The 12,765-nt window shown below is 47.5% G+C and carries 11 protein-coding genes; 6 read left to right on the top strand and 5 right to left on the bottom strand.

The window, feature by feature from the left end:
- Positions 1–7: 7 nt before the first annotated feature.
- From gmhB to ACTNE6_RS17365, 3 genes are read left to right on the top strand one after another with little or no spacing between them, the layout of a single operon-like run.
- Positions 8–547, top strand: coding sequence for a D-glycero-beta-D-manno-heptose 1,7-bisphosphate 7-phosphatase (gene gmhB, locus ACTNE6_RS17355; RefSeq protein ID WP_442497644.1), 540 nt, complete (start codon positions 8–10; stop codon positions 545–547).
- Positions 513–1,265 (top strand): lysophospholipid acyltransferase family protein, encoded by a 753-nt coding sequence (locus tag ACTNE6_RS17360; RefSeq protein WP_442497645.1) that lies wholly within the window; start codon positions 513–515, stop codon positions 1,263–1,265. Before gmhB ends, ACTNE6_RS17360 begins: the two co-directional genes overlap by 35 nt.
- A 60-nt stretch (positions 1,266–1,325) precedes the next feature.
- Positions 1,326–1,889, top strand: a complete 564-nt coding sequence (locus ACTNE6_RS17365) for a hypothetical protein (protein ID WP_442497646.1) — start codon at positions 1,326–1,328, stop codon at positions 1,887–1,889.
- A gap of 227 nt (positions 1,890–2,116) precedes the next feature.
- Here ACTNE6_RS17365 and ACTNE6_RS17370 read toward each other — a convergent pair whose 3' ends face one another.
- The 3 genes from ACTNE6_RS17370 to metH are packed head-to-tail and all read right to left on the bottom strand — an operon-like array spanning position 2,117 to position 7,946.
- Positions 2,117–3,751, bottom strand: a complete 1,635-nt coding sequence (locus tag ACTNE6_RS17370; RefSeq protein ID WP_442497647.1) for an aspartate ammonia-lyase — start codon at positions 3,749–3,751, stop codon at positions 2,117–2,119.
- Positions 3,751–4,257 (bottom strand): TIGR00645 family protein, encoded by a 507-nt coding sequence (locus ACTNE6_RS17375; RefSeq protein WP_194968278.1) that lies wholly within the window; start codon positions 4,255–4,257, stop codon positions 3,751–3,753. Before ACTNE6_RS17375 ends, ACTNE6_RS17370 begins: the two co-directional genes overlap by 1 nt.
- A gap of 17 nt (positions 4,258–4,274) precedes the next feature.
- Entirely contained in the window at positions 4,275–7,946 is a 3,672-nt protein-coding gene (metH, locus tag ACTNE6_RS17380; RefSeq protein WP_442497648.1) for a methionine synthase, read from the bottom strand.
- A gap of 120 nt (positions 7,947–8,066) precedes the next feature.
- On the opposite strand from metH, the gene ACTNE6_RS17385 reads away from it, so the two are divergent.
- Positions 8,067–8,258 (top strand): DUF2970 domain-containing protein, encoded by a 192-nt coding sequence (locus ACTNE6_RS17385; RefSeq protein ID WP_194968276.1) that lies wholly within the window; start codon positions 8,067–8,069, stop codon positions 8,256–8,258.
- 259 nt (positions 8,259–8,517) lie between these two features.
- Here the strand turns inward: ACTNE6_RS17385 and ACTNE6_RS17390 are convergent, their stop codons facing one another.
- Both ACTNE6_RS17390 and ACTNE6_RS17395 read right to left on the bottom strand, forming a co-directional pair.
- Positions 8,518–8,946, bottom strand: coding sequence for a hypothetical protein (locus ACTNE6_RS17390; protein WP_194968275.1), 429 nt, complete (start codon positions 8,944–8,946; stop codon positions 8,518–8,520).
- 22 nt (positions 8,947–8,968) lie between these two features.
- Positions 8,969–9,355 (bottom strand): hypothetical protein, encoded by a 387-nt coding sequence (locus tag ACTNE6_RS17395; RefSeq protein WP_194968274.1) that lies wholly within the window; start codon positions 9,353–9,355, stop codon positions 8,969–8,971.
- A gap of 222 nt (positions 9,356–9,577) precedes the next feature.
- Here ACTNE6_RS17395 and ACTNE6_RS17400 point away from each other — a divergent pair, with 222 nt between their 5' ends.
- Together ACTNE6_RS17400 and ACTNE6_RS17405 are read left to right on the top strand one after the other, a co-directional pair.
- Positions 9,578–9,709, top strand: coding sequence for a hypothetical protein (locus ACTNE6_RS17400; protein ID WP_255528651.1), 132 nt, complete (start codon positions 9,578–9,580; stop codon positions 9,707–9,709).
- A gap of 151 nt (positions 9,710–9,860) precedes the next feature.
- Positions 9,861–11,765 carry a DCC1-like thiol-disulfide oxidoreductase family protein gene (locus tag ACTNE6_RS17405; RefSeq protein WP_442497649.1) on the top strand — a complete coding sequence of 635 codons (1,905 nt, stop codon included), beginning with the start codon at positions 9,861–9,863 and terminating at the stop codon, positions 11,763–11,765.
- Positions 11,766–12,765 lie beyond the last annotated feature (1,000 nt).

Genomic DNA, 12,765 nt, shown 5'->3' on the forward strand with positions numbered 1-12,765 from the left:
GTCAGGCATGGATCGATACGTTCTGGTAGACCGTGACGGCGTCATTAATCATGACGCCGATGACTATATCAAATCAGAGGCAGAGTGGCGGCCGATCGAGGGCAGTCTTGAGGCCATCGCCCTGCTCAACCGGCACGGTTACAAGGTCGCCGTCATCACCAACCAATCAGGTCTTCAGCGCGGCTTGTTCGATCAGGCCACGCTGGATCGGATCCATGCCAAAATGCGCCGATTGGCTGCCGAGAAAGGCGGCGAAATCGACTGCATCTATTTTTGTCCGCACGGCCCCGATGACGGTTGCGCCTGCCGAAAACCCAAACCGGGCCTGCTGGAATTATTTGCGGCTGACAAACAAGTCAGCCTGCAAGGCATGCCTTTTATCGGCGATGCGCTACGCGATATCCAGACCGCTCAGACTGTCGGCGCCAGCCCGATGCTGGTCAAGACCGGCAAAGGCCAAAAAACCCTGACGGATAATCCCAACCTCAATATTCCTGTTTTTGAAAATCTCTATGACGCAGCAAAGTACCTCGTTTCAAGGCAATAAACTCAGGCTTTATCTCGGCTCAGCCCTGTTATTTATCAGCATTTTCACTACCGCGACAATCGACGGCATATTAATTCTTTTGTGCATGCCGGCACCTTTTTCCGTGCGCTATAAAATCGCCACTGCCTGGTGTTCCCTTGTTGTGTGGATGACAAAATTTTTCTGCGGTCTCGGCTATGAGGTTGAAGGACTGGAACATATCAAGGAACTGGATGCGGCCATCGTACTGAGCAAGCATCAGTCAGCCTGGGAAACGCTGGCGTTAAGACATATTCTTCCGCCTCAAACTACTTTATTAAAACGCTCATTGCTCTGGATGCCGCTTTGGGGTTGGGCACTAGCGACGCTCAGACCGATAGCAATAGACCGCGAAAATCAACGTGCCGCCATGCGTAAGCTATTGGACCAAGGCACCGCTTGCCTGCAGGAAGGTTTATGGGTCGTGACTTTTCCGGAAGGCACGCGTACAGCGCCCGGCGAAGAAAAGAAATTCGGCGCCGGCGGTGCTATGCTGGCGCAAAAATCAGGTTATCCGGTCATACCTATTGCGCTTAATGCCGGAGAGTATTGGCCTCGTTACAGCTTTTTAAAATATCCGGGAACGATCAAGGTAAAAATTGGCCCCCCCATTGAAAGCCAGGGCCGCAAAGCCGCCGATATCAATGCCGAGGCCGAAGCCTGGATCAGGCAGGCCATGCAGGACATCAGCACGCGTTAAGAAACGTCCTGTATCTTATCTGATGCAATCATGAACCGTATAGCGGGCAATATGCGTATAATGATGGATTTGACATTTCAATTTAAAAAAATAAATAACGGTAACGTATCCATGAAAAAACTACTGCTGATCTCCATATCCGCGTTGTTTCTTTCGGCCTGTGCTGACAAACAGCAATATGAACAGGCTGTACTGGAACAAATGAAGAAAGAAAAAGACATCCAGGACTATAAAATTGACCCTCAGCATATGGCTGATTGCGTCGTTGACTTGACGACGAAAAACATGCCCGGTATTTTCCCCGGCGATCCTAATCGCATGACGGCTTACCGCAACTATACCAAGATGCTGACTCTGATGGATTCGAAAGATCCCAAAAAGACGCTGGAAGAACTACGCAATGACTTTGGTTCGCCCCAGGCGCTTGCCGATGCTCATAACAACTATACCGAAAGCATGATGGACTGCATTGCGGCCGTTATCACAGAATCCGAAGAAGACGGTAAAGCGGCAGCGGAACAGGCGAAACCGGCAGAACCTGCTCAACCAGCGCCCCCTGCCCAACCTGTGGTGCCAACTCAACCGGCAGCACCTGTTCAACCGGCAGAGCCACCTAAAAATTAACCGCCACTTCCTTGATAGATCCGATCAAAACGGCGCATATAGCAGGCCGTTTGTTCGGGATTATAATCCGTAAAAGAAAATTGCAGATTGAGTCGGGGCAATATCATTGCCCCTATTCTGACCGGTGTCTGTTTCTGGCAAATGACAGGCGCGAATCTCTCATGGAAAGCATCGACATCCGGCGCCGTTCAGAGGCCGGAACTTGCAGTCCGCCTGCCAAATACGGGTTACTCGTTTATGCCGCCTTGAGTTAAATGCGCGGGCTCTAGCAGTTTTTCCAGTTCCGTCCGGCTTAGTTCGGTCATTTCAGCGGCGACGTCAATGATCGGACGGCCCTGCTTATAAGCGGCTTTCGCGACTTCGGCGGCTTTCAGGTAGCCGATGATCGGATTCAGGGCCGTCACCAATATCGGATTTTTCGCCAAAGCCTGCTGCAGATTGTCTTCCCGGACCGTGAAACCGGCAATCGCTTTATCGGCCAGCAAACGGCTGACGTTCCCGAGCAGTTCTATGCTTTGCAGAATGTTGTGTACGATCACAGGCAACATCACATTCAACTGAAAATTGCCTGATTGGCCGGCAATAGTGACCGTTGTATCGTTGCCGATCACCTGGGCAGCCACCATAGCCGTCGCCTCGGGAATAACCGGATTGACCTTGCCGGGCATAATGCTGCTGCCAGGCTGCAGCGCCGGCAGTTCGATCTCTCCCAGACCAGCCAGAGGCCCGCTGTTCATCCAGCGCAAATCGTTAGCGATCTTCATCAGGCTGACCGCTACAACTTTCATCTGGCCCGACAATTCAACCATGGCGTCCTGGGCACTCAGACTCTCGAAAAACGATGCGTTTGGCTCAAACGGCAAACCGGTTTCTTTGCTGAGCGTCTGTGCGAACTTTGCCGCAAACTCGGGATGAGCATTGATGCCCGTCCCGACTGCCGTGCCGCCTTGAGCCAATTTATAGACCCGAGGCAGCGCAGAATTGATGCGATCGATGCCATTGCGAATCTGCAGCGCCCAACCGTCCAGTTCCTGGCTCAGGCGCACGGGCATCGCATCCATTAAATGCGTGCGTCCGGTTTTGGTAATATGATCGAGGCTGGCTGCTTTTTCTTCCAGTGTCTGAGCCAAATGCGCCAGCCCCGGCAGTAATATTTTCCGGCATTCGATTGCGGCGCTGACATGGATCGCGGTCGGAATCACGTCATTGCTGCTCTGCCCCATATTGACATGATCATTCGGACTGACCGGCTGCCCAGCAATTTGGCTGGCCAGATTAGCCAATACTTCATTGACGTTCATATTGGTGCTGGTGCCGGAGCCGGTCTGGAACACGTCAATCGGAAAATGCTGGCTATGGCCGCCATCGATGATCTGCTGGGCGGCCTGCACGATGGCCTGACCCATAGCAACGTCAAGTTCCCCCAGTTCCATATTGACCTTGGCCGCGCTCTGCTTGATCAACGCTACGGTCTTAATGAAAGCCGGCGGCATGGTCAAGCCGCTGACCGGAAAGTTATTGACCGCGCGTTGCGTTTGCGCCGCGTATAAAGCATCGGCCGGCACTTCCAATTCGCCCATGCTGTCTTTTTCAATTCTGTAATGTTCAGTCATTGCTAGTCCACTAATAAATTCGTTAACATCATTTCGGCCGAACGGCCATCCCAGTTCTTGTTGAGTTGCCGGATGATATAAAACGGGAATCCGTACCGCGTAATCCGCCTGCCATTGGGTCTGCTCGGCTATGTCTACCGTCTCGACAGTCAGTTGATCGGTAGCTTGCGCTCTGCATGCAGCAACGATGGCTTCCGCCTCTTCGCACAGATGGCAGCCCGCCGTACCTAACAGTAGTAATTTTATCATCAGTGCTTGGTGAGCCTTTCAAGATACCCCATAAACAGGGCCGATATCACAAAGGTCAGGTGCGTCAGGACGTACCACATGATTTTGTCATTATCGGTCGTCTGTGCGTTCATAAAAATTTTCAATAGATGGATTGAGGAAATCGCAACTATCGATGAGGCCACCTTCATTTTAAGGGACGTGTAATCATGCGTGCCCAGCCAGTCGAGCTTCTCAGTTTCCTCGCTCAGATCCATTTGGGAGACGAAATTTTCATAGCCGCTGAACATGACGATAACGATCAAGCTTGCCACCAGCGTCATATCGATCAAGGTCAGCAATTTCAGAATCATTTCGGATTCGTCAGCTTCGAGGATATGAGGGATGAAGTGAAACAGCTCCTGAAAGAATTTTATTGAAAGTCCCAACAAAGCCAGGCTCATGCCGACATACATCGGCGCCAGAATCCAGCGACTGGCGTACATGAGCCTTTCTATTAGTCGTTCCGTCTTCTCTTTGATTGTCATGCTTGGTATTTTTGATATTAATGATGCAAATGTGTTGCCAGCCAACGCTCGGCCACTTCTTCGGCGATGCCTTTGCGCTGCGCATAATCCGCTAACTGGTCGCGGTCGATTTTTCCGACATTGAAATACTGGGCGTCAGGATGGGAGAAATACCAGCCGCTGACAGCCGAAGCCGGATACATCGCGTAGCTTTCGGTCAGTTCTATTGACGTGTTTGCAGTCACATTCAACATTTCAAACAGCTTCGCTTTCTCGGTATGGTCGGGACAGGCCGGATAGCCAGGCGCCGGCCTGATGCCCTGATAGTCCTCACTAATGAGTTGCTCATTAGCATAAGCCTCGTCTTTGGCGTACCCCCAGTATTCCTTTCTGACCGCTTCATGCATGTATTCAGCGAATGCTTCGGCCAATCTGTCGGCCAGAGCCTTCAGCATAATGGCGCTGTAATCGTCATGATCCCGTTCAAACTGACGCAGTTTTTCTTCTATGCCGATACCGGTTGTAACGGCGAATGCACCGATATAATCGGTTTTGCCGCTATCTACCGGCGCAATAAAATCGGACAGGCAATAATTGGGCCGGCCCGGCGCCTTTATATTCTGTTGCCGCAAATGATGCAAAGTCTCGAGCTTTTGCTGACGTGAGTCATCAGCATAGACAATGATATCGTCGCCTTCGCTATTGGCCGGGAAAAAGCCGATAACGGCACGGGCTGACAGCCATTCCTCGGTAATGATTTTCTTCAGCATGACTTGGGCATCGTCAAACAACTTTCTGGCTTCATTGCCGATGACTTTATCAGCGAATATTTTCGGATAGCTGCCAGCCATTTCCCAGGTTTGGAAGAAAGGCGTCCAGTCGATATACCAGACCAGCGTGTCCAGCGGGAAATGATCGATGACGTTGGTGCCCAGAAACGTTGGCTTGACCGGCTCATAGTTGCCCCAGACGTATTTATTGCGTCTTGCCGCAGCCAGGGTATGTTGCTTGGTTTTTGCCTCGCGGCCTTTGTGCCGGTCCCTGACCTCCTGGTATTCTGAACGGATTTTCTGGATGAAATCGTCTTTCAGGTCAGTGCTCAGCAGATTGCTGGCGACGCCGACACTTCTGGATGCATCGGTTACATAAACGGTAGGTCCATGATAATTGGGCTCGATTTTGACCGCCGTATGCGCGCGCGATGTAGTCGCACCGCCTATCATCAGCGGGATATCGAAACCCTGACGCTCCATTTCCTTGGCCATATGCACCATTTCGTCAAGAGACGGCGTAATCAGGCCGCTCAAGCCAATAATATCGACGTTTTCCAGGCGCGCAGTCTGCAGGATTTTTTCCGCCGGCACCATGACGCCCAGATCGATGACTTCATAATTGTTGCACTGCAGCACGACGCCGACGATATTTTTACCGATGTCATGGACATCGCCCTTAACTGTCGCCATCAGGATTTTGCCGTTGGTTCTCATTTCTCCGGACTTGTCAGCTTCCATGAAAGGCATCAGATAAGCGACGGCTTTTTTCATGACCCGAGCTGATTTGACGACTTGCGGCAGGAACATTTTGCCGGCGCCAAACAGATCGCCAACCACATTCATGCCATCCATCAGCGCGCCCTCGATGACGTGCAGAGGCCTTTCGGCTTCCAGTCTCGCCTGTTCGGTATCTTCCTCGACAAATTCGTCGATACCCTTGACCAGTGCGTGCTCCAGGCGTTTATTGACGGGCCAGCTGCGCCATTCCTGGTCTTCCTGTTTTACCGCACTGCCGCCCTCGCCACGGTATTTCTCGGCCAGTTCCAGCAATTTTTCCGTTGCGCCCGCGTGACGGTTCAATACCACATCTTCGACCGCATCGCGCAAATCCTCAGGAATGTCGGCATAGATCGCGAGCTGGCCGGCATTAACGATGCCCATGTCCATGCCCGCATTGATGGCATGGTACAAAAATACAGCATGGATTGCTTCTCTTACCGGATTGTTGCCGCGGAATGAAAACGACACGTTCGACACGCCGCCTGAGACCAGCGCATGCGGCAGGGTGCGTTTAATTTCACCTGTGGCTTCAATAAAATCCAGACCGTAGTTATTGTGTTCGTCAATACCGGTCGCGATCGCGAAAATGTTCGGGTCAAAAATGATGTCTTCAGCAGGAAAGCCGAGCTGCTCGGTAAGAATCTTATAAGCCCGCTGGCAAATTTCGATTTTCCTGTCTTTGGTATCGGCCTGGCCCTCTTCATCAAAAGCCATGACGATAGCAGCTGCGCCATAGCGGCGGATCAGCTTGGCGTGCTGCATAAAAGCTTCTTCGCCTTCCTTGAGTGAAATGGAATTAACGACGCCTTTGCCCTGGATGCATTTCAAGCCGGCTTCCAAAATTTCCCATTTGGACGAATCGAGCATGATAGGCACTCTGGCGATATCAGGCTCGGACGCGATCAGATTAAGAAAGCGCACCATCGCTTGCTTGGAGTCCAGCATGCCTTCATCCATGTTGATATCGATAATCTGGGCGCCGTTCTCAACTTGCTGTTTGGCGATGTCCAGCGCGGCCTCGTAATTGCCTTCAACGATCAATCTCTTGAATAAGGCCGAACCGGTTACGTTAGTGCGCTCACCCACATTTACAAATAGGGTCTGCGGACCTATATTCATGGGCTCCAGTCCGGCTAACCGGCACTGTTTCTCGATGACGGGAATAGGTCTCGGACTGTATTCTTTTACGGCTTCGACTATCGCTTTGATATGCGCCGGCGTGGTACCGCAACAGCCGCCGATAATATTCAGATAGCCGCTGCGCGCCCAATCGGCCAACTCTTCGGCCATCGCCTCCGGCGACTCGTCATATTCTCCGAACTCATTAGGGAGACCGGCATTCGGATGCGCGGAAACGTAAGTACCTGCAATGGTTGAAAGTTCATCTATATGCTGACGCAGTTCTTTTGCACCTAAGGCACAGTTAAAACCGAACGCTATCGGCTCGACATGCCTGAGCGAATTCCAGAAGGCGGCTACAGTCTGTCCGGAAAGCGTTCTGCCCGAGGCATCGGTAATCGTGCCGGAAATCATGACAGGCAGCTTATAACCAATCTGTTCAAAATATTGTTCGACCGCAAAAATGGCCGCTTTGGCATTGAGCGTATCGAAAATAGTTTCGATCAGAATGATATCGGCGCCGCCGTCGATAAGGCCGCGTGTCGCTTCCGTATACGCTTCAACCAGATCGTCAAAGGAAATATTGCGAAATCCCGGATCGTTGACATCGGGCGACATGGAGGCCGTGCGATTGGTGGGTCCTAAAACACCAGCGACAAACCGCGGCTTTTCCGGCGTCTTTGCAGTGAATTCGCCGGCGGCTTGCCTTGCCAGTCGCGCTGATTCAACATTGATCTCATAAACCAGCGATTCCATTTCATAATCGGCCATGGCGATGCTGGTCGCATTGAACGTGTTGGTTTCAACGATATCAGAGCCGGCTTCAAAATAGGCTTGGTGAATGGCTCTGATAATGTCGGGCTGAGTTATCGATAGCAGATCGTTATTACCTTTAAGATCCACAGCCCAGTCGGCAAAACGCTCACCCCGATAGTCTTTTTCTTCCAGCTTGTAGCTTTGGATCATTGTACCCATCGCACCATCAAGAAATAAGATTCTCTGGGATAATAGCTGCTTTAATAATTGTATTTTGCTCATTGACACTGCCAAGGTGGTATCAGTTAGGATAAAGATTGATAGCGATAATCGGCTTGAATATAAACATTGCTTAAAGAGCAATCAACCACTATTATTTTAATATTTCTATCGGAGAAGGACATGTCGAAACCAACAGTAATTCAAGTAATTAAGAGCGTTCTGTCTGCCGTCGTCGGTGTACGGAGTGAAAAGAACAGACAAAAGGACTTTGAACAGGGCTCGCTTTCAACTTATGTTATTGTAGGGGCAATCTTTATTGTTCTTTTCGTGTTTGGTCTCATCTCACTTGTCTCAGTTATCGTTGGCGACTAAGTTTGCGCTTTTCCGATGTCTCATTAGAAGATTCTTCTCTGCCTCCGATTAAACAAGGCGCAGCATTGACGTGAACTTAACTTCGGCCAACAACTTGGAGCCTTCATATTTTCCAGAATTAAGTCTTTGATATATTGAATAAATATACCCAATACTGTCTCGAATAAAATTCATCCATGTGCTTTAGGAATCAGCATGCAATAGTCATAAAAAAAGCCCAAGCATCGCTTGAGCTTTATTTTATGACTACTCTTATCTTTTACTTTTCTGTGGTTTTAAAGCTTTGTTTTATACCTTGAAACATTTCTTTAATGCCGCTGAATAAATTAGCTAAATTAAATTCTTCTTTAAGAACAAATTTATTGCGAATCACCGCAACTGCTAAAAAGCCAGCGATTGGTGGCATCAATTCAAAAAATACTGATAACAATATACCGCCAACTCCTTGAAAGCCGCCCTCATTCTTTCTGTCGCCAATGGTCAATAAATCACGCTCATATCCACTGCTGGACTCACTGCCTCTGACCGCTTCCAAAATATAGATGTTGAACTGAACCAATAGCATTTGCACAATAAAAAAAGCCACTGCACAAATCCCAACCCACATCAATACATTGTTTACTTTTGCTCTCATGGCCGACTGGTAAACCCAGAGAGCCGCAATAATCATTACAATACCGCCTATCATCGTTATACCTCTGTTTTAATTATCATTTTTTTGTCAGGAAGAAGAAAAGATATGTACATTTTAAAACCATTTGGGAATTGTCTTTTTCAACAACCTTACATGATTCATACTTTTCTCGTCCAGGTGTGCTTTGTTTTTTCAGTACGCCATCTTCCACGAAGTACTTCAGGTTAGCTTTAAACTCAGGGGTTCGACCGACAGAGTCAGTCGCTGTTGTTTCAAGCGTACCATCCTCCTTAAAATCCCACTCAACAGTGATTTTCTTCTTTTCTCCATTCAATTTGATCGCTTCCGCATATAAATCCCATTTACCCAAAATCTCAGATTTATCCTTCAATTGGACATCAGCATTTGCAGAAAGCGTAAAGAAAATCGCAACGAGCGGTAACATCTTAACGTATTTTTTCATCTTTTTATCTCGACATATCAGCTTTCAAGCTTTAGATTTTAAAGTATAACACACCCGCTTTCGAGCTTTAAATTTCAGCTCGGAGCAATATCTCTTGATCAATCTCTTCATAAAGTTATGTGATAATTAAGCCTTGACTTTAACTTCACCTAAAGTATCATACGATTTCCGTTTGCTATATCATTAGCAGTTTCTAAATTACAAATTATAGGTAGGACACTCATGGGAGCGATCTTAGATATCACCGAAATGTTAAAATCACCAGCTGGCATGATCGGCGCAGTAGTTGTTATTGCTGCTGGCTACTTCCTTGTAAAATGGGTATTCGCTGAGCACCCAGACGACGAAAAGTAAGATTTAACAATTCCGTCCCTACTTTGGCCGCTCGTATCGCATCAGTCTGTGTTTTCGCGGCGGCCTCAGTTTCCTTCATAATTCCCCCCTAAAAATTGAGATTTATTTTATAATTTATACATTGATTGTTTCGAATTTTCGAATTTAGAAAATGTATAAATTACTCTCTTCCAAGATTTCAAGCCTCCATTCCAAACGCGCACCTGCAACAGGCGTTGGTTTATTCCGAATTTTTTACGGATTGGTCACACTGCAGGAAATTATCTTCCTGTTATATTTCAACCACTTAATTTTTGATCCAATCCCCTATCTGGATGTGGAATTTCCTATGATTCCCTTCTTCCTGTGCCTATGGGGAGTTATTGCTATTTTTATTGTTGCCGGGTATCGCTATCAACTCGCGATCATTTGCAACTATATCTTCTGGATCATTTTCGTTAACTTTACCCCTATGCAAAGGGATTTTGACGGAGGCTTTGATGTATTCATGATAGGAGCAGGATTCTTCCTGCTTTTTATGCCCGGCAATCGCGCTTTTTCCATAGATAGCCTCAGATACAAGCTCAGCACTCCCTTTGTGCACTACAGCACTTATTCCAAACCAACTGTTTCAGCGCTTGCTTATTATTTGCCTGTCGCTATCTGTCTTGGATTTCTCTACTTTGATTCGGCTATCCATAAAATGTTTGCCGAACACTGGCGCAATGGCCTCGGGTCCTGGCTGCCGGCAACACAGCCTTATTATGTTTCAGCAATTGACATGACCCCCTTGCTGAACAACGAGCTTCTGGAAAAAACCATTGGCTACACTATTTTGGTCTTTCAGTTTACTTTTATATTTTTCTTCTCCAATCCTTGCTTACGTATAGTTTACCTTCTCATCGGGATTGGACTTCACTTAGGCATTGCCCTGTCTTTCAATATTTATCCTTTTGGCATGGGCATGCTTACGTTTTATACGCTGCTCATCCCTTTCAGCTGGTGGCGATCTATTGGCGAACTGATCACTTCGAAGCAACCAGCACTTACTGTATTTTATGATCAACAATGCCCTCTTTGTAATCGAACTGTCCTCACCCTCAACCATTTTGACATCTTCAAGCGCATCGATTTTAAATCAGCGCAAGAATACGCTTCCGCATATCCGGCTCTTGCACCAATAGATAGCAAGACCTTACTCACCGATTTATATGCGCTGGATAATGACAACCGCATCTATTCCGGCATCGATACTTACATTCAAATATTTGCCAAAATGGGTTATTTGCTGCCAGTCAGTCTGGTTATGCGCCTGCCCGGCATTTATCAATATGCAGCCAATAAATACCGTACCATTGCAGATTCTCGCACTCGTATTACCTGTTCATCTGAATGCATTGTTGCCACAAAACTGCCTGATAATAGTCTTTATCATCGCATCTTTGAACAATTCGCTGCTCGCTCGCCTAAGCTTTTTGCAATGCGAGTCTCAAAAGTTCTTATTGCCATATTATTTCTGCAATTAAACAGCACTATACATTATGGCTTCATCTATAGATTCAAGCTGGACACAAAGCAAAATGCATTCAGCGTTGCTCTCGCTCAGGCCAGCAATTCACTCCTTATGACCTCTCAGAGCTTTTTAGGCATCATACCCCATGCCCTATACCTGCATGATCATTTTGCCGGCTATGACCATATCTTAGCCATTACGTATATCGATCAGAATAATGTTGAACGCTGGCTGCCATTTGTTAACGAGCAAGGTCGATTACTGGCTCCAAATTGGGGCAGAGTTCACTCCATGTGGGCTAACATTGCTGTTACGCCCAATATTGATAACAAGCGTTTACATAAGTTTATTATGAAGGTCACTGCTTTTTGGGGACAAAAAATTGACTTAAAGCTCGACGAAACGGTGTTTCATATAAAACTCAAGAAAATTGATGCGCCTTCTTATTGGGTTTACGATCAATTGCACAAGAATTTTTCTTCACCATGGAGCACTATTGGCACTGCCAAATGGAATCATGGCGTAATCACCTTTGATCTACCCGATAATATCAATGAACTATAATGATCCTAAAAAATTCGAGGGATTTTATATTGCATCATCCATGCAGTCGTGATATAAATTGCTTGTGCTTAAAAACTGGCGCAAAAAATATATAAAAATAATTTACACCCCTATGGAGGATATTATTATGAAGAAAGTATTATCACTTTTAGCTATGGCATTGATGATCGTTGGTTTAACTGGTTGCATCGATGATCCAGATGGCACTAAACAAAAAGTTTCTAGCTCTATCTCTCTTTAATCAATAGAGATCAAAGAACCAAAAAACCCAGCTTTATGCTGGGTTTTTTGTATAAACGAAAATTTTTTTTCAGAAACATTTCTTAATGGCTCTTATTGGATTCCGGGGAAATACCCAAGCCTATTTAAAGCAAGTCTTGAATTTGAGGTTCAGTATCCCCAGATAGGACGGATGATTGCCTTACCTCAGCTATTAGATAATGCCAAATGCTTTGAAACAGTTCGCGCCCTTGCGCTGCTCAGGTAAAGTGTCTTGCCCCCATTACGGTTCAGAAGCCATTACCAAGCAGGCAAGGATGATACCTAACCTGAACGACAGCGCTATAGTTGCACGGCTTGTCAGCGCAAATTCGACGATTTAACCGGTACGATTTTCGCGGGCCACCATCCTCATCGCAAGCATATCCTCCGACACCATGGCAAACACTTTTTCGTGCGCATCCCCATGACGCCAGGCGGTCATAAATTGCCTATTCATCGATATAAATGAGCGTACCCGGCACTATGATGCTTTGGATATAACGGGCTGGATGGTCGCTTGCTGAACATTGTCCAGCGTGCCGCGTCCACGAGCGCCTTTTAAGCGGTTACGCCGACCTTTTCGGCCTTTTTTTACGGCTTCCGGTTGGCCTTTATGCCCAGCCCCCCCCCCCCCCCATAAACTTCATCGCATTCGACCTCGCCCTCCAGTACCACGACCGGTCTTTTGCTGACGATCCTTGACCGCAACTGGCGAGTTATTTACTGAACGTCCGATTCA

It is taken from the genome of Methylobacter sp. sgz302048, from assembly GCF_052162025.1.
Taxonomy (GTDB): domain Bacteria; phylum Pseudomonadota; class Gammaproteobacteria; order Methylococcales; family Methylomonadaceae; genus Methylobacter.